General features: G+C 71.4%; 15 protein-coding genes and 1 tRNA gene. 4 read left to right on the plus strand and 12 right to left on the minus strand.

What is annotated here, in order from left to right; all coding sequences use genetic code 11:
* Positions 1-81 precede the first annotated feature (81 nt).
* Entirely contained in the window at positions 82-1,446 is a 1,365-nt protein-coding gene (locus tag AB0N14_RS06420; RefSeq protein ID WP_366024559.1) for an FHA domain-containing protein, read from the plus strand.
* Positions 1,447-1,466: 20 nt separating this feature from the next.
* Here AB0N14_RS06420 and AB0N14_RS06425 read toward each other — a convergent pair whose 3' ends face one another.
* Entirely contained in the window at positions 1,467-2,447 is a 981-nt protein-coding gene (locus tag AB0N14_RS06425) for a methyltransferase domain-containing protein (protein WP_366024560.1), read from the minus strand.
* 122 nt (positions 2,448-2,569) lie between these two features.
* On the opposite strand from AB0N14_RS06425, the gene AB0N14_RS06430 reads away from it, so the two are divergent.
* Positions 2,570-2,983, plus strand: coding sequence for a globin (locus tag AB0N14_RS06430; RefSeq protein WP_366024561.1), 414 nt, complete (start codon positions 2,570-2,572; stop codon positions 2,981-2,983).
* Positions 2,984-3,008: 25 nt separating this feature from the next.
* Here AB0N14_RS06430 and AB0N14_RS06435 read toward each other — a convergent pair whose 3' ends face one another.
* From AB0N14_RS06435 to ettA, 3 genes are read right to left on the minus strand one after another with little or no spacing between them, the layout of a single operon-like run.
* Positions 3,009-3,695, minus strand: a complete 687-nt coding sequence (locus AB0N14_RS06435; protein WP_366024562.1) for a hypothetical protein — start codon at positions 3,693-3,695, stop codon at positions 3,009-3,011.
* Entirely contained in the window at positions 3,692-4,102 is a 411-nt protein-coding gene (locus AB0N14_RS06440; RefSeq protein ID WP_366024563.1) for a thioesterase family protein, read from the minus strand. The genes AB0N14_RS06435 and AB0N14_RS06440 overlap by 4 nt, the downstream gene beginning before the upstream one ends.
* Positions 4,103-4,104: 2 nt before the next feature.
* Positions 4,105-5,769: an energy-dependent translational throttle protein EttA gene (gene ettA, locus AB0N14_RS06445; protein ID WP_366024564.1), complete on the minus strand. Its 1,665-nt coding sequence runs from the start codon at positions 5,767-5,769 to the stop codon at positions 4,105-4,107.
* A gap of 243 nt (positions 5,770-6,012) precedes the next feature.
* On the opposite strand from ettA, the gene AB0N14_RS06450 reads away from it, so the two are divergent.
* Entirely contained in the window at positions 6,013-6,552 is a 540-nt protein-coding gene (locus AB0N14_RS06450) for an HAD domain-containing protein (RefSeq protein WP_366024565.1), read from the plus strand.
* 280 nt (positions 6,553-6,832) lie between these two features.
* On the opposite strand, the gene AB0N14_RS06455 is transcribed toward AB0N14_RS06450, so the two are convergent.
* From AB0N14_RS06455 to AB0N14_RS06470, 4 genes are all read right to left on the minus strand, one after another.
* Positions 6,833-8,239: a TQXA domain-containing protein gene (locus AB0N14_RS06455; protein ID WP_366024566.1), complete on the minus strand. Its 1,407-nt coding sequence runs from the start codon at positions 8,237-8,239 to the stop codon at positions 6,833-6,835.
* Positions 8,240-8,515: 276 nt separating this feature from the next.
* Complete coding sequence (locus AB0N14_RS06460) at positions 8,516-9,007, minus strand: single-stranded DNA-binding protein (RefSeq protein WP_366024567.1); 492 nt, start codon at positions 9,005-9,007, stop codon at positions 8,516-8,518.
* Positions 9,008-9,300: 293 nt separating this feature from the next.
* The gene (locus AB0N14_RS06465) at positions 9,301-11,292 is read right to left on the minus strand and encodes a GTP-binding protein (protein WP_366024568.1); all 1,992 of its coding nucleotides are present in this window, start codon (positions 11,290-11,292) and stop codon (positions 9,301-9,303) included.
* A gap of 35 nt (positions 11,293-11,327) precedes the next feature.
* Complete coding sequence (locus AB0N14_RS06470; protein WP_366024569.1) at positions 11,328-12,935, minus strand: dynamin family protein; 1,608 nt, start codon at positions 12,933-12,935, stop codon at positions 11,328-11,330.
* 304 nt (positions 12,936-13,239) lie between these two features.
* Between AB0N14_RS06470 and AB0N14_RS06475 the strand changes: the two genes are divergently transcribed.
* Positions 13,240-13,315, plus strand: a tRNA-Arg gene (locus AB0N14_RS06475).
* Positions 13,316-13,489: 174 nt separating this feature from the next.
* Here the strand turns inward: AB0N14_RS06475 and AB0N14_RS06480 are convergent.
* Genes AB0N14_RS06480 through AB0N14_RS06495 form a run of 4 tightly spaced genes read right to left on the minus strand, consistent with a single transcriptional unit; the run spans position 13,490 to position 16,620 of the window.
* Positions 13,490-14,884, minus strand: a complete 1,395-nt coding sequence (locus tag AB0N14_RS06480; RefSeq protein ID WP_366024570.1) for a site-specific integrase — start codon at positions 14,882-14,884, stop codon at positions 13,490-13,492.
* Positions 14,884-15,081, minus strand: coding sequence for a helix-turn-helix domain-containing protein (locus tag AB0N14_RS06485; RefSeq protein ID WP_366024571.1), 198 nt, complete (start codon positions 15,079-15,081; stop codon positions 14,884-14,886). The genes AB0N14_RS06480 and AB0N14_RS06485 overlap by 1 nt, the downstream gene beginning before the upstream one ends.
* Entirely contained in the window at positions 15,078-16,442 is a 1,365-nt protein-coding gene (gene repSA, locus AB0N14_RS06490) for a replication initiator protein RepSA (RefSeq protein WP_366024572.1), read from the minus strand. Before repSA ends, AB0N14_RS06485 begins: the two co-directional genes overlap by 4 nt.
* The gene (locus AB0N14_RS06495; protein WP_366024573.1) at positions 16,435-16,620 is read right to left on the minus strand and encodes a hypothetical protein; all 186 of its coding nucleotides are present in this window, start codon (positions 16,618-16,620) and stop codon (positions 16,435-16,437) included. The genes repSA and AB0N14_RS06495 overlap by 8 nt, the downstream gene beginning before the upstream one ends.
* Between the last annotated feature and the right edge of the window lie 28 nt (positions 16,621-16,648).

A 16,648-nucleotide genomic window follows, 5' to 3' on the forward strand; every position in this document is an offset into this window, starting at 1 on the left:
ATAACAGCCAGCCCGACCCCCAGGGGTTGGAGAACCACGCCGGTCCCGGTGACCGGAAGAAGGAGAGGGGGACGCGCCGACATGCCGACCTGCCCGAACGGACACCAGTCGGGTTCCGACGACTGGTGCGAGGTCTGCGGTCACCGTATGGCCGGTGCCGTACCCCCGCCGCCTCCACCGCCGCCCGCCGCCGGTTACGGCTACCCGCCGCCGGGTTCGCCCCCGCCGCCTCCGGGCGCGGGCGGCCGCCCGGGAGGACGCCCGCTGTCCGCCGTACCGGATTCCGAGCCGGAGTTGTGCCCGCAGTGCCGTACGCCCCGCGAGGGCGGCGCCCCGTTCTGCGAGGAGTGCCGGTGGAACTTCCTGACCAACACGGCGACCTCGTACACCCCCGCCGCCCCGCGCACGCCGGCGCCGGGCCTGCCGCCGCACTTCCAGCAGGGCGGACCGGCCGGGCCCGGCCCGGACTCGTACGACTACGAGAGGTCCCGGCCGTCGCAGGTCAACCGGCCTGCGGAACCGATTCCGCCGTCGCCGCCGTTCGGCAGCGAGCCGTCCGGGCCGACGCGGTTCGGCCCGGACGCCTCACGCCCGTCCGGTCCCGCGGGTCCGTCCGGTCCGCCCGGCTTCGGTGCCGATCCGTCGCGTCCGGTTCCGCCGCCGACGCCCGGTGGCCCTGGCGGTCCCGGTGGCCCGAGCGGTGCCGGCGCGTCCGGTGGTCCGCAGACCACGGCTCCGGGTGCCCCGTCGGGCTTCCCGCAGGGTGCACCGCCCTCCGCCTTCCAGCGGCCCGGGCCACCGCCTCCCCCGCCGCCGACCCAGGGCTTCCCGCCTCCCGCCCCGCCGCAGTCGGGCGGTCCGTCCTTCGGCGGCGGTGACGACGACTGGGTGATCTCGCCGCCGTCGTCCGCCCCGGCGCCCGGCGGTCACGGTGGCCCGGGTGGCCCCGGCGGCCCGGGTGGCCGTCAGGGCGGTGCCTACGGCTACCCGCAGCCCGGTGCCACCCAGGCCCCGCCGCGCCCGTACGAGCAGCAGCCGCCGGCGACCTGGACCGCGACCATCGGTCCGGACCGCGAGTACTTCATGGCGATGATGCAGCGCTCCGGCCCCGAGGCCGCGGGCCTCAACCTGCCCGCGTACTCCCCGGAGCAGCAGCGCACGCTCACCGGCAACCAGGTCACCATCGGCCGCCGCCGCCACTCCACCGGCGACACCCCCGACATCGACCTGTCGGTGCCACCGGAGGACCCGGGCGTCTCGCACCAGCACGCGGTGCTCGTGCAGCAGCCGGACGGGTCCTGGGCGATCGTCGACCAGAACTCCACTAACGGCACCACGGTCAACGGCTCCGAGGAGCCCATCCAGCCCTTCGTGCCGGTGCCCCTGCAGCACGGGGACCGGGTGCACGTGGGCGCCTGGACGACGATCACCATCCGCCGGGGCTGAAGGGCTGAAAGAACCGACGATCAGGGGAGGGGCCAGGCGTACGGCCCCTCCGGGTCGTCCAGCCACGCCCAGGAGCGGTCGCCGCCGACCGTGATGCCGTACCGCTCCCGCCCGGGCTGTTCCTCGCGCTCCCACAGCGTGTACGCCTCGTACGGGTCGAGGCTGCCCCGCGTCAGGGCCAGCAGGAACCGGAACCGGTCGTTGCCGCGCGCCCGCTGCGGCAGCCCGCCCGGGTCCCGCGGCTCCGGTTCGGCACGGGTACCCCCGCGCAACGGCACGAAGAAAGCGGGCGTACGCAGGAAACGCCCCTCGGCGTGCCCCGCGTCCCGTACCCGCAGGGCGATCAGCCCCGTCGCGAACGGTGTGAGGATGCGCGCGCCCGGAGTGCACTGTGCGAGCCAGGCGCCCGGGATCGAACTCAGCGAGCAGGTCGCGATGACCCGGTCGAAGGGGGCGCGTTCCGGTACGCCGCGCGCGCCGTCGCCCGTGACCACGGCCGGGTGGTGTCCCGCGGCCGCCAGGTGCTGCCGGGCGGACTCGGTGATCTCCGGATCGAGGTCGATGGTGGTGACCCGGTCGTCGCCGAGGCGGTGGGCGAGCAGGGCCGCGTTGTAGCCGGTGCCGGCGCCGATCTCCAGTACGGCGTTCCCGTCCTCGACCCCCAGCTCGGTCAGCATCTCCGCCATCAGGGAGGGCTGGCTGCTGGAGGAGACCAGCTCGCCGTCGCGCACACGGGTGGCCAGCGGGGTGTCGGTGTAGGCGCCGCGCAGCCACTTGTCCCTGCGCTCCGGGTCCGGGTCGCCGCACCATCGGCGTTCGTAGCCGCCCCTGACGCCGATGTAGTAGTACGGCACGAAGAGATGACGCGGCACCGCCTCGAACGCCTCCCGCCACACGGGATCCGCGCTCCAGACGCCGCTCGCGTCGATCTCCCGCACGAGTTCCGCCCGTGCGGACGCGGCGAGGTTGTCCAGATCCTGGTCGAGAGCGTGCGTGGCCATACCTCCACTGTGCTGCGGCACACAGTCCGAAGCGAGCACGCCGCGCTCCTGATCCGGAATCCGTCCCTCTGACCAGCCCCCTGGTCCTAAGCCTTGCGTCCTCGGTCGGCGTGTCTGAGACCATGGAGCATGTGAAAGAGATTCGGCGCGGCACGCTTCAGGAGCAGACCTTCTACGAGCAGGTCGGCGGTGAGGAGACCTTCCGCCGCCTGGTCCACCGTTTCTACGAGGGAGTCGCCGAGGATCCGATCCTGCGGCCCATGTACCCCGAAGAGGACCTGGGCCCGGCAGAAGAGCGCCTCGTCCTGTTCCTGATCCAGTACTGGGGCGGCCCGACGACGTACAGCGAGCAGCGCGGCCATCCCCGTCTGCGCATGCGCCACGCCCCGTTCGCCGTGAACCAGGCCGCGCACGACGCCTGGCTCAAGCACATGCGGGTCGCGGTCGAGGAACTCGGCCTCTCCGAGGAGCACGAGACCACGCTGTGGAACTACCTGACGTACGCCGCCGCGACGATGGTGAACACCCCGGGGTGAGCCTGGGGTCAGGGTCCGCTGAACGTCAGCGGACGCTGACGTTCAGCGCGCCGAATCCGGCCCTGCGCACGGCGATCGACCCGTACGGCGTGCGCAGCCGGAGCCACGCGCCGGAGGAGAGCAGCGCGACCGGTTCCTCGGTGGACGCCTGCGGGGCCGAGCGGAGGAAGCCGAGCGACTGCGCCGCGTGCACGGCCCGCACCGGCAGCCCGGTGTCCCCCACCGTGCGCGACCAGATCTCCCGGCCGATCCGGTCCAGTTCGGCACGGGTGCGCCGCTCGGCCGGCAGTTCCTCCGTGCGGGACCTGAACTCGGCCACCGCCGCCGCCACGGTCGCCCGCAGCGCGTCGGGCGCCGCAAGCCCCGGCTCGGGCCGCCAGCCGGTGCGCGGCGGCAGGACCCCCGCCCAGGGCGGCCCGGTGACGGCGGCGGGCACCGCCGCCGTGGCCGCCGACTCGTCGACGGACTCCAGGAGTTCACCCGCCGACACGGTCACATCGAGCTGGACCTCCAGCCCGTCCTCGTACGGCTTGACGAGCCGCACCGCGCGGACCGCGAGCACCTCGAACGACGGCGGCCGCCCGAAGACCGCCAGCGTCGTCCCGGTCGCCTGGAGACGTACCGCGGCGCCGCGGTCGTAGTGGAGCAGCCGGGCCAGGAAGGCGGCGAGGTCCGCCGCCTCCCCGTCATCGGCGAGGTGGAGCACCGTCATGCGGCGACGGCCTCCTCCTCGTCGTCCCGGTACTCCTCCAGGAACTCGCGCTCCTCCGCCGTGATCCGGCGGGGCCGCTGTGCCTCGAAGTCGAACGGCGCGACCACCGTCGAGGCCCGGACGCAGACCTGGTCGCCGTCCTTGACCTCGTAGGCGACCGTGAAGGACGCCGCCTTGATCTCCGTCACCCACAGCTCGATGTCCACCGGCTCGGGCCGGTGGACGAGCTGCCGCTTGTAGTCGATCTCATGGCGTGCCACCACGGATCCCTGCCTGAACTGCTTGTCCGGGCGGCTCAGGAAGTCGATCCGGGCTTCCTCCAGGTAGCTGAGGAACACCGCGTTGTTGACGTGGCCGTACGCGTCCATGTCCGCCCAGCGCAGCGGGCAGCGGTAGATGTGGCGCAAGATCAGCCCCGAGTCAGCTTCCGGTAGGTGGCACGGTGCGGACGGGCCGCGTCCGGGCCGAGCCGCTCGATCTTGTTCTTCTCGTACGATTCGAAGTTGCCCTCGAACCAGAACCACTTGGACTCGCCCTCGTAGGCGAGGATGTGGGTGGCCACACGGTCGAGGAACCAGCGGTCGTGGGAGACGACGACGGCGCAGCCGGGGAACTCGAGCAGCGCGTTCTCGAGCGACGACAGCGTCTCCACGTCGAGGTCGTTGGTCGGCTCGTCGAGGAGCAGCAGGTTGCCGCCCTGCTTCAGGGTGAGCGCGAGGTTGAGGCGGTTGCGCTCACCGCCGGAGAGGACACCGGCGGGCTTCTGCTGGTCCGGCCCCTTGAAGCCGAAGGCGGAGACATACGCCCGGGACGGCATCTCGACCTGCCCGACGTTGATGTAGTCGAGCCCGTCGGAGACGACCTCCCACAGCGTCTTCTTCGGGTCGATGTTGGCGCGGGTCTGGTCGACGTACGAGATCTTGACGGTCTCGCCGACCTTGATGTCACCGGAGTCCGGCGTCTCCAGCCCCTGGATCATCTTGAAGAGGGTGGTCTTGCCGGCGCCGTTGGGGCCGATGACACCCACGATGCCGTTACGCGGCAGCGTGAACGAAAGCCCGTCCACGAGGATCTTCTCGCCGAAGGCCTTGTGCAGGTCGTTGACCTCGACCACGACGTTGCCCAGGCGCGGGCCCGGCGGGATCTGGATCTCCTCGAAGTCCAGCTTCCGCATCTTCTCGGCCTCGGCGGCCATCTCCTCGTAGCGGGCCAGACGCGCCTTGGACTTGGCCTGCCGCCCCTTGGCGTTCGACCGCACCCACTCGAGCTCTTCCTTCAGGCGCTTCTGCCGCTTGGCGTCCTTCTGACCCTCGACCTTGAGGCGGGTGGTCTTGGTCTCCAGGTAGGTGGAGTAGTTGCCCTGGTAGGGGTAGGCGCGGCCGCGGTCCAGCTCGAGGATCCACTCGGCGACGTTGTCCAGGAAGTACCGGTCGTGGGTGATCGCCACGACGGTGCCCTCGTACTTGGCCAGGTGCTGCTCCAGCCAGTTCACGGACTCGGCGTCGAGGTGGTTGGTGGGCTCGTCGAGGAGCAGCAGGTCGGGCTGCTCGAGGAGGAGCTTGCAGAGCGCGACGCGTCGCTTCTCACCGCCGGAGAGGTTGGTGACGGGCCAGTCGCCGGGCGGGCAGCCCAGGGCGTCCATGGCCTGCTCCAGCTGGGAGTCCAGGTCCCACGCGTTGGCGTGGTCGAGGTCCTCCTGGAGCTTGCCCATCTCGTCCATCAGCGCGTCGGTGTACTCGACCGCCATCTGCTCGGCGATCTCGTTGAACCGGTCGAGCTTGCCCTTGATCTCGGCGACACCCTCCTGGACGTTCTCCAGGACGGTCTTCTCCTCGTTCAGCGGGGGCTCCTGGAGCAGGATGCCGACGCTGTAGCCGGGCGTGAGGAAGGCGTCACCGTTCGACGGCTGCTCCAGCCCCGCCATGATCTTCAGCACGGTCGACTTACCGGCACCGTTCGGACCGACGACGCCGATCTTGGCACCCGGCAAGAAGTTCAGGGTGACGTCGTCGAGAATCACCTTGTCGCCGTGCGCCTTGCGCGCCTTGCGCATGGTGTAAATGAACTCAGCCAAGAGAAACCGTCCGGCAGCTTGAATCTGGCAGTGGGCAGATACACCCCATCTTGCCGTACCGCCACCCCTGGGCGGAAACCCGTGCGGCGGGGCGGCTCTGACCTGGGGTTTCGCTGCTGCCAGCGGCGGCTCGTCTGTCACTGCCGGTCGCTGTCGAGTGCCCTCGGGCACCCTCGCACGGCCCAGAGACGGCCCAGGGGCGATGAGTGCCGCTCCCCGACCGCGCCGGGCTATCGTGCCGCTGTGACAAGCGCAGCGAAGCGCCCCATTCTCTTCCTCGACGTTGACGGTCCACTCATCCCGTTCGGGACGTCGTCCGGTCACCTCCAGGCTGTTGTTCCCGACTCCTCGGCGTACCTCGATCAGGGGAACCCACTGCTTGAGCGGCTCGACCCCGGGATTGGGCCGCGCCTCATGGCCCTGGGCTGCCATCTCGTGTGGGCATCCACATGGATGGAGGACGCGAACAGGGCCGTCGCCCCACGCATCGGACTGCCACAGCTGCCCGTCGTGCAGTGGCCGGACGCCTGCGCCGACCACACCCCGCGCGGCCTGCACTGGAAGACCCGCCACCTCGTCGAGTGGGCCGACCGCCGGTCGTTCATCTGGGTCGACGACGAGATCAGTGCCATGGACCGCCTCTGGGTCGCTGCCCAACACGCTGGGCCGTCGCTTCTTCATCGCGTCGACCCGGCCAGAGGCCTCACAGACGCCGACTTCTCCGCGCTCGCCGGTTGGCTGCGTGCCGTTGCGCCGAGCCGGGTCACAAGCACAGGCGACTAGAAGACGCGGGCACCTCTTGGTGGGCCGACCCGACGGCACCCTGCCACCACCGTGACACGCTGCCGAGTACCGCCGCCGTCCGCCGTCGTTGCCGTCGGCATTGCCGTCACTTCGGTCGGCGGCCACTCACGTGAGCGCCGCTTCACGAGTAGCGACTGCGGAGTCTCAAGGGCGACGTACGACCCGGACGGCGTCTTCTGGTCTTATCTGTCACCTGGGGGCGCCTCTCCATGACGTCCGTGACATCAGTGACATTCCGCGAGCCTGACCGCTTCGTCGCTCAGTCATGCGTCGGCGTCTGCTTCCTGCGGACCAGGAGAAGCGCCGCACCGCCGATCACGACCAGGGCTATCGCCGTGCCCGCGATGAGCGGGGTGGCGTTCGACGTGCCGGTTTCGGCGAGGTTGGTGTCCGTTGCCGTGCCGCCCGCCGTGGCCGGGCTGGGCTCGCTGAGCGTCTGGATCTTCAGGCCGCCCATGGCGGTCTCCGTCTTGCAGTCGAGGACACCCTTGACCCACTTCTTGTAACCTGCCGGGCCCTTGATCGTGAAGTCGTAGGGCTGGTCCTCCAGCAGCGGGATGGTCACCTTCTGTGACGCGCCTGCGGGGATCGTGCGCTCCGCGCCCATCAGATCGAACGTGAACTCCTTGTCGCCCTTGTTCATCGCGGTGATGTCCACAGCGCCCTCGGCGCAGTTCTTCTCAGCCGACAGGGCCGGTACGGCGCCCTTCTTGGCCCAGGCCGCCGTGGTCGTGGCCGAGACGGTGGACTCGCTGGAGCCGGCGAGTATCTGCGTCTGGCTGCGGGTCTCGGAGGTGAGGGCGCGGCCGACCGGCACGGTGGTCGACGCCTGGACGGTCAGCTCTTCCCGACCGTCCTGCGCCGTCTTCGGCACCTGGAAGTAGATCCGGCCGCCGTCGACCGCGGTCGTGACCGGTTTGCCGTTCTTGTCGACGATCTTCACTTTGGTGGTGGCGGCGTCCGCCGGCGGGGTCACCGTCACGCTGTCCGCGTTCGTGTGCACCGTGACCGGGCCGAGCCGCTCGCCCGGGTGGCCCGCGACGGCCGGCGGGTCGAGGGACAGGGACGCCGCGGGTTCCGGAAGGTTCCGCGCGTGCTTCTCCAGGTAGTCCGCGAGTCTCTCGGCCTGCGGGTCGACCGCGTGCACGTCGGCGCCGTCCGAGAAGCGCCAGATCGCCACTTGGGTGCCGGCCGCCGCGTCCTGCTCGGTGAGGCCCTTGGCCCCGGCCTGGGCCGCCAGCCGCGCCAGGTCGTTCACCTGCGGGTAGGAGTTCTGCAGGATCCAGCGGATCTTTCCGGCGTTCTTGTTGCCGTTCAGGGACGTGCCGCTCCAGGACGTCTCGTGGTACCTGGCCTCCTTCTGCGTGGGGTTGTGGATGTCGATGCCGTACGTCTGCAGGGTGCCGCCGTTGTCGACGGACATCTCGAACAGGCCCGCCGGCACCTGTTCGTCCGCGCCGCCGCCGTGGACGACGGCGGCCCCGTAGGTCTTGAGGCCGCCGACGGTCGCGGTCGCCCCGCCCTCGCTCTGCGGCGTCCCGTCGGCGGCCGCCGCCCCCGCGGCCGCCAGCGGGCCCGCCGCGACGAGTCCGGACACCAGCGTCGCGGCAGCGAGGCGGGCGGCCCCTCGCCCGCGCGCGGACGGCGCAGAGAACGCAGCAAACACAGAATTCCCCTTCGAGCAGGACCCGTTGACGTGGGGGGTGTGGTCCCACCAGCAGAATCAGAAGCCCCGAGAGCTATGCCCGGCATCCTAGGGACGCCGCGCACCCCACTCCCCGATCATGTGACCCAACAGCCGATCCGACTCGTAATCGTTATCGCTCACACAGCCTGTGAGCTGCGCCTATCGCCCTTTGGGTAGGAAGCGTCAGGATATTGGCCGACACGTGCGGCGATAAGCGGCAGTTGGGTCAGGACGGATGCACCGCTGTGTCTGACGTCACGTCACTCCCACTGGCTCCGGGTGCGGTTGCTCCGCTTCTTCTCGCGGCTGCGTCTCCTCCGGCATCCGACTCGCCGGTTCCGTCTCCCAGTTGGGCTCCGGCTGCGCCGTCACTCCGGCCTGCGCCTCGGGCCGGGACGACCGCCGGAAGGCCGACGTGCCGCGGGACAGGTCGTGGCCGATCGCCGCCGCGTCGAGGTCCGCCGACAGCCAGCCCTGCCCCTCGCGCTGCTCGGTCCGCACCTTCAACCGCCCCTGGACGACGAGCGGATCCCCCACCGCCACCGACGCGGCGACGTTCGTGGCCAGCGAACGCCGGGCCCACACCGTGAAGAAGTTGGTGTGCCCGTCCGTCCACACGTTCTTCTCGCGGTCCAGATACCGCGCCGTCACCGCCAGCCGGAAACGGGCGGTGGGTCCCGTCGGCGACTCCCGGTACACCGGCTGTGTGGCGACGTTGCCGACCACGCACACCATCGTCTCGTTCATGGCCAATCCCCTCCATCGCTCCGGCCGCGCGCCGGAGCGGAACGCGTACGGGCCTGTCCCGCACGGATGCGTCTGCCGCGGCGGCCACGCCCTGTCGCCTGCCGCCGCCGTGCGGCGACCGCGTCGTCCGCGATCGCCGCGAAGCCAGACTGCCTCCGTCGGCCCGAGCCCGCTGGGCCCTGTGGGCTACCGGCCGGTTGTGGAAAACTCCGCCACCCGAACGAGTGCCTCCGCCCCTGCCCGTGCCTGGCCGACGCCTCCGTCGGCTCTCCGACGCGACGGCCGCACGGCGCTCACCCCACCCGCGCCCCCACCCCGGCCCCCGCCACCTTCGCGTACTGCTCCCGCACTTCCCGGTACCGCAGCAGTTCCGCCGCCACCGGATCCAGGACCCGGGCCCGCCCGCACGCGGCTGCCGCGTCCCTCAGCCGCCGTTCCGCCTCGAGCCCGTACCGGCGGGCCGGTCCGCGTGCCGCCACCCCGCAGCCCCACTCGACGGCCGGACCGCCGGCCAGGCCGACCAGCAACATCAGCAGCGGCATCCCGAGGCTCGACGGCATGAACCCGACGACCTGTCCCACCAACCACAGAGAACCCAGGAGTTGCAGAAGCGTCATCGAGGCCTGGGCGAGCACGGCGACCCGCCACCAGCCGGGCCGGGGCGGCCGACCCGACGGCAGGGTGGTACGCACCGCCAGCTCGTCCAGCGCCTCCGGCAGCCCCTGCGCGCCCCGTACCGCGGCCTCGCGCACCGCCTGGGCCCAGGGCGCCGGCAGCCCCGCCGTCGCCCGGTCCGCCACCGTCCGCACGGCCTGCTCCACGCACTGCCGCGCGGTCGCCTCCTCGTCCGGGGGCGCGGGCACCGGCAGGCGTCCCGTGGAGGGTTCGCGCCGGTCCCGGTACCACCGCCACAGCCGCAGCCACGGCGTGCCGCACGCGCGGTTGGCGTGCCGCAGCCAGGCGCGCTCGGCGGCCTCCCCCGCGGCGGTCGCGCCGACCGCGTCCGCGAGCCGCCCGGCGAACTCCTCACGCGTCTCCTCGGTGAGCCCGGCGCGGCCCGCGGTGGCATAGACGGGCCGCAGCCCGGCGGCGGCCGCGTCCACGTCCGCGGAGACACGGCGCACGGCAGCCCCGCGCTCGGCCACGAACTGTCCGAGCGCCTCGCGCAGTTCACCCACGCCCTCGCCGGTGAGCGCGGACAGCGCGAGCACGGTCGCGCCCGGCTCGCCGTACTCCCCCAGGGCGATCCCGTCCCCGTCGAGCAGCCGCCGCAGATCGTCGAGCACCTGCTCGGCGGCCTCCCCCGGGAGCCGGTCGACCTGGTTGAGGACGACGAACATGACCTCGGCGTGCCCGGCCATGAGCCGCAGATAGCGCTCGTGGAGGACGGCGTCGGCGTACTTCTCGGGGTCGACGACCCAGATGACGGCGTCCACGAGGGCCAGGATGCGGTCGACCTGCTGCCGGTGTTCCACGGCCGCGGAGTCGTGGTCGGGCAGGTCGACCAGGACGAGGCCGCTCAGCCGCGCCTCGCCCTCGGGGTTCGGCAGCGGGCGTCGGCGCAGCCGCCCCGGAACGCCCAGGCGGTCGAGCAGCGGGCCCGTGCCGTCGCTCCAACTGCACGCGACCGGCGCGGCGGTGGTCGGCCGGCGCAGCCCGGTCTCGGAGAGGGGCACGCCGGCGAGCGCGTTGAAGAGCGTCGACTTCCCGCTGCCGGTGGCGCCCGCGACGGCGACCACGGTGTGCTCCCCGGAGAGCCTGCGACGCGCGGCCGCCTCGTCCAGGACCCGGCCCGCCTCCGCGAGCGTGCGGCTGTCCAGCCGGGTCCGCGACAGACCCACCAGTTCGCGCAGCGCGTCCAGCCGGGAGCGCAGGGGCCCGTCGTAGGCGAGCGGCGCGGGATGCCGTACGGCCGCGTCACCGGGCTCGCCCGGTGCGGTGCCGTCCGGCGGGAAGGCCGTACCGGGCATGCGCCGGGCGATCAGTCCGTCGTCCCAGACGGTCGGGGACTCCGTATGCGCGGCCGGGTCGCCGTGCTGCACACGCGCGTACCGGTCGTCGTCCGCCGGGCCCCCGGCCGGGGACGTCGCCTTCGGGTCGCCCATCGGGGAGCCGTGCGGCACGCCGGTGTCCGCGCCTGTCTGCTCCGCCGCGGAATCACGCTCCCCGCGCGCGTACTCGCCGGCTGACCGTCCGTCGCCCGCCCGCTCCTCGGCCGTGGCGACGACCCCTTCCGGGAGCTCATGTTCAGGGTTCTTGACGTGACCCATGTGAACGTGACCCATGTGATCGGTGTGATCCGTGGCGGCGGTCACCGCGGTCACCTCTCCTTCTCGAGTACGGACAGCGCGGCGATGAGTTCGGCCTGGGGCTCGGCGTGGACGTCGAGGGCGTCGAGCGGAGCGAGGCGGCGTTCCCGTTCCGTGCGCAGGGCCCGGTCGAGGTACTCAGAGAGCAGCCGCGCGGCGCGGTCGCGCAGCCGCAGCGCCCGATGTGCGCCGATCCGCTCGGCGAGCCCCTCGCCGGCCGCCCGCGCCCGCCGTCCGCCGAGCAGGGCCGTGGCGACGAGCGCGGCCACCTCCTCGGCGTCCGGGGCGGCGCTCTTGTCCAGGTCGCGCACCGATTCCTCGGAGTACTCCTCCAGGACGCGCCGCCAGCGTCGTACGGTCATCCCGATGCGGTGCTCGGCGCTCTCCAGCGTGGGGTCGCGCTGCGTCAGCTCCGGGACCGCCGCGGCGGGTTCGCGCCGCCAGGCCTCCTCGACGCGCTCGTCGGCGGCTGCGACCGCGCACAGCAGCAGGGCGCCGAGGCTGTCGACGAGGGCGTCCAGCAGTTCCCCGGCGGTGCAGTCCACGGGGTGGCCGCGCCAGCGCTTCAGGGCGTCGCCGGCGAGGACGGCCCCGGACTCCAGACGCTCCCGCACGCGCGCGTACTCACTGTCGTACGCCGTCTCGACGGCCGCGGTGAGCCGGAGGGCGGCGGCGTACTGGGCGGCGGCGGCGCCGGCCAGTTCCGGCAGCCGGGCCCTGAGCGAGTCGAGGACTCCCTGGGCCGTCCGGGTCATGGCGGCCTCCCGGGCGGCGGGATCCCGGACCAGGTTCGCGAGCCACAAGCGCAGCGGCTCGACCGCGGTGGCGGGCAGCAGCCCCCCGCCCCAGGCGGACTCGGGCAGCTCGGGCACAGTGAACAGGGGGACCTCACCGAGCCCGGCCTTGGTGAGCAGGGCGCCGTACTGCCGCGCCACCTCGGACACGACCTGGTGCGGTACCCGGTCGAGCACGGTGACGAGGGTCGCGCGGTACTCCTTGGCGGTGCGCAGCAGGTGCCAGGGCACGGCGTCGGCGTAGCGGACGGCGGTGGTGACCAGGACCCACACGTCGGCGGCGCAGATCAGCTCGGCGGCGAGGATCCGGTTGCCCGCGACCAGGGAGTCGATGTCGGGCGCGTCGAGCAGGGCGAGCCCGCGCGGGAGCGTGTCGGCGGTCTCGATGCGCAGCACCCGCTCCTCGCGGCCCACGGCGGTGCGTGGATCGTCGCCGGACTCCTGCTGGGGCACCCACACGCGCGGAAGGGTGGGCAGGACGCGCATACGGCTGAACCAGTGGTGGTCCCCCGGATGGCAGACGAGGACGGGCGTTCGGGTGGTGGGCCGCAGTACACCCGCCTCGCTGACCTTGCGCCCTACGAGGGAATTGACGAGCGTCGACTTGCCGCTCCCGGTCGATCCCCCGATCACGGCCAGCAGGGGCGCTTCAGGCTCTCTCAGCCGGGGCACCACATAGTCGTCGAGCTGTGCGAGAAGCTCGTCGCGGTTCGCACGCGCGCGAGGAGCCCCGGCCAGGGGCAGCGGGAAGCGTGCGGCGGCGACACGGTCGCGCAGGGCGGAGAGTGCGTCGAGCAGCTGAGGCCGTACGTCCAAGGTCACCACATGCGAAGAATGCCCAATTTTGGACGCTTTCTGAAGCATATGGCAATGTCTGCGCGCCGAAGGACAGACGGGACGGAAGGGGCTACTGGGACGCAGGCATAACGAGTGCACAACACCCGGGGCGTCGAACGGCAAAAGCGATGCACGATTCGCACCTGCCTGCGATTATCGAACCGCTTCACCGAACCTCCACACGGAGCCACGGAGGCGAAGCAACAGGGACCAGGGTCCGGGGAGCCCTATCCTTGTCTCCGGCAAGGTCACGGATCAGCCCGTCCGAGCCCCACGACAGGCCACCACACAGGCCCCCGTAGCTCAGTGGATAGAGCAGGCGCCTTCTAAGCGCTTGGCCGCAGGTTCGAGTCCTGCCGGGGGCGCCAGTTTCCGCCCTCCCCTCGGGGAGGGCTTTTTGCTGGTCAGAGTGGGTATCGCTCGGCGTGAGTCAGCCCCGGACGCCCCCTTTATGATCAAGGGAAGACTCCGGGGCTGTCCGGCTGTCACCGGGTTTTCGCGGGTGGCTGTGTCGAATGCGTGTCGAAGTTCTGAGCCAAGGGTCAGTCCGCGGACGGCCGCTCAGGGAGATCTCCGGCAGCCTCAAGCCGCCTCTTCAGGTCGGGCAGCTGGCCGTCGATGCATCGGGCGTAGGTCGCCAGAAGCACGGCAACGCTGTTCCCGGCCCACTCCGCCACCTGGGCGGGCGGGATTCCGTCGTTGAGCCACTTCGTAAGGCGCGTGTTCCGGTTGTCGTACACGCGCCGCCCGGTCGGAGACTCGAAGACGTGCGGAGGCAGCACGGCCTTGCGGGCGCTGCGCCACGCTCGGCGGATGACGGATCCGGCGAGGATGCCGCCCGACTCCCCCTGGAAGAGCAGATCACCCGGCTGCAGCTTTTCGTCCTCGATGTGCTGCCGGAGGATGCGCGTCAGGGCCGGGTGGCCCGGCACCGTGCGCGTCTCGCCCTCCGCGCGGCCTTTCAGGTCGCGATGTTCGTGGATCTCCCCCGTGTCGGTCCACTGCTTTCCGATCTCCGGGGTCGCCGTATGGATCAGCAGCTCACACCACTGGTCCTCGGCGTCGGGCTCGGGCAGCGTCACGTCTTCCACACGCATGGCTACGGCTTCCTCAGGCCTGGGGCCGCAGTAGTACAGCGTGGCGAAGAAGGCGTGAAGCCGCTTGCCGCCGCGCGGCCGGCGCCGTATCCAGTCAAGGATCGCCGCCGCCTGCTCGGGATTCAGCAAGGACCGCTTGTCCACGGCGTTCGTGGTCTTGGTGGCGGCCGTCGAATCCTTGCCCTTGGGAAGGGGGTTGGCCCGGAGGATGCGCCGCCGGATCGCGTACTTCATGGCGACATTGAGGATCCGGCGGTTGCGCTTCCGGGACCAGGCCGCCGCCTGCTTGCCGTCGAGGCGCGTGTCGATGGCGTGCAGGACCTGGTCGACCTTCTCCGGATCCTCCCAGGCCGAGACAGGCAGGGAGTTCCGCTCGACCCATTTGAGGATGGCCACCACGTCTCGGGGCGCGTTCGGGCGTCGGTTCGTATTGAACGCCCACTCACGCAGAGCGGTGCGCACGGCCACCGGTGTGAACTGTGTGGGTTTGGCCCGCAACAGCGCGATGGTCGTCGCGGTGAGGGTCTTGGCGATGTTCTTGCGGCTGTTGCCGCCGAGTTGAGGCCAACGGGCATCCACGTACTCGACGGCGAACTTGTACCAGCTCATGGCAGCCGACTTGGAACGGTGGGACACAGGAAGGCCGGTGGCGACGACGAACGCTTCGCCCTTGCCCGTCGCCCGGATGAGTTCAGAACGGAAGCCTTCAGCAAGCGCGATGGTGTTGAAGGGCTCGCGCCAGCGCTTGCCCGCGACCGCCCAACGCACGGTGTAGGTGGTCTTCCGGGCGCCCTTGTACGTCAGGATCTTGTAGACCTTCACGTCGTACGTCGTCTCCATCAGGCGGCGTCCTCACGGTCGTCGAGCCAGTGTTCGAGGTCAATCCGCCGGATTCGGAGGTCGCCGTTCGGGAGCTTGATGCAGCGCGGTGCACGCCTCTTCGCTCGCCAGTCGTAGAAGGTCGAGCGCGAGATGCTCAACTCTTCGCAGACTTCAGCAAGGGTGAGCATCGTGCGCGATCCGGTCGCGGTGGTCATGGTGCGCTCCCTTCGCTGAGCAAGGCTTCGCGGGCGGTTTCGCGGTTGAGCTGGAGGTCGCGGGCGATGGTGGCGGCGAGGGCGGATTCTCCGGGGGTGTGGCCGTGTCCGGCGTACTGCCAGTCGGCCAGGACCAGGACGGTGTCCGACTCGGCATCGTCCAGGCCGAGGGCTTCGCGTTCCTGGGCGGCGCGGTAGTCGGCGCGTTCCTGGCGGAGGGCGCCGAGGGTGGTGGAGTAGCGGCGGGATTTGGTGGAGAAGTGGCCGCGGAAGCCGAGCATGTGAGCCCAGGCCCACAGGCGGCGGTCGGGGTACAGCGGGTCGAGCATCTTGCAGGCCTCGATCAGGCGGCGGGTGTGATCGGGGACCTGGTGGCGGTCGAGTTCGGACAGTTCGCCGATGCGGCGGTCGAGGGTGCCGGTGTTCTCGGCGGCTTTGGTGGCGTACTTGGCGACGTAGGAGGCCACGGCCTGTTCGGTGATCTCGGAGCCGTCGCCGAAGGCTTTCACGGGGCGTACGTCGAGCTGGGTGCCCCAGCGGAAGGTCCGGGCGGGTTGGTCTTCGACGGCCGGGACGGAGACCGACGTGTACGAGTGCGCGGCAGCGGCGCGGATCGCGTCGGTGAGGAGGCCGACCGTCGCCCAGGCTGCGGGCGGGGTCTCCGGTCCGTCGGGTCCGTCGAGGCGGATCACTGCATGGAAGTGCACGGCGCCGCGTTTCTGGAACTCGGCGACCTTGCCGTACGACAGTCGGGCGCACTCCTTCAGCTCCCGCTGAGAAAGGCCGGCGCGGGCGGCGATCTCGCGGCGGAGCCGGTTGGTGAAGCGCTGCCAGAGCTGCCCGGCGTAGTTGTTGAACAGGACGGCGCCTGCGTAGTCGTACGTGGCCGGGTCCAGAGCGGTACCGAGGGCGGGATCGTCGGAGGCGTGGCGGGTGCCGCACCGACAGACGCCATGGTCGGGGCGGTTGTGGACCGGGCCGAAGGACGGGGCGGTGAGGGTGACGAAGACGCGGGGGTGATCGCGGACAGTGGCGGGGATGTCGCGGCGGTCGTCGCCCGCGAGCCCGGCGCGGATGAGATGGTAGGTGTCGCCCGCGTACGTCCAGGCGCAGGCCGGGCAGCGGGAGGCGCGGCGGTTGCCGCAGGCGACGCGGAGGCGACCGCCCGGCTCGTTCTCGGTGGAGTAGTGGTGCAGGGTCTCGCCGGTGACCTTGTCCTTGTGGAGGACCCAGCCGCGCAGGTGGATGGGGTCGGCGCAGCCGCCGGTGCGGCGGATCTGGTCTTCCCAGCGGGTGTAGTCGGGGGCCGAGGCCACCCTCAACAGGTCGCCGAGGGTGGTCGGGTCAAGCAGGTCAGGCACGGGCACCCTCCCGGACGGGGCGGGCGGGGGCGGTGCCGGTGCCCTGGCAGGCCGGGCAGTCCGCCGCGATGGTGCGTAGGTGGCCGTGTCGGTCGCGGCCGCCAGAGGTGATGGCGACGGAGGCGAAGCCGTCGCAGTTCGGGCAGATGCGGGGCGAGGATGTGCCGCGGTCGGTCATGCTGGGGGTTCCTTCCGGTTGCGAGATC

The sequence above is a fragment of the Streptomyces sp. NPDC051104 genome (assembly GCF_040682835.1).
GTDB lineage: Bacteria > Actinomycetota > Actinomycetes > Streptomycetales > Streptomycetaceae > Streptomyces > Streptomyces cynarae.

Bases quoted from the DNA above. Each gene is read 5' to 3' on its own strand.
- AB0N14_RS06495 (WP_366024573.1), bottom strand. From the start codon at position 16,620: ATGACCGACCGCGGCACATCCTCGCCCCGCATCTGCCCGAACTGCGAC.
- AB0N14_RS06485 (WP_366024571.1), bottom strand. From the start codon at position 15,081: ATGACCACCGCGACCGGATCGCGCACGATGCTCACCCTTGCTGAAGTC.
- AB0N14_RS06480 (WP_366024570.1), bottom strand. From the start codon at position 14,884: ATGGAGACGACGTACGACGTGAAGGTCTACAAGATCCTGACGTACAAG.
- AB0N14_RS06425 (WP_366024560.1), bottom strand. From the start codon at position 2,447: ATGGCCACGCACGCTCTCGACCAGGATCTGGACAACCTCGCCGCGTCC.
- AB0N14_RS06435 (WP_366024562.1), bottom strand. From the start codon at position 3,695: ATGACGGTGCTCCACCTCGCCGATGACGGGGAGGCGGCGGACCTCGCC.
- AB0N14_RS06465 (WP_366024568.1), bottom strand. From the start codon at position 11,292: ATGGGTCACGTTCACATGGGTCACGTCAAGAACCCTGAACATGAGCTC.
- AB0N14_RS06460 (WP_366024567.1), bottom strand. From the start codon at position 9,007: ATGAACGAGACGATGGTGTGCGTGGTCGGCAACGTCGCCACACAGCCG.
- AB0N14_RS06430 (WP_366024561.1), top strand. From the start codon at position 2,570: ATGGAGCATGTGAAAGAGATTCGGCGCGGCACGCTTCAGGAGCAGACC.
- AB0N14_RS06420 (WP_366024559.1), top strand. From the start codon at position 82: ATGCCGACCTGCCCGAACGGACACCAGTCGGGTTCCGACGACTGGTGC.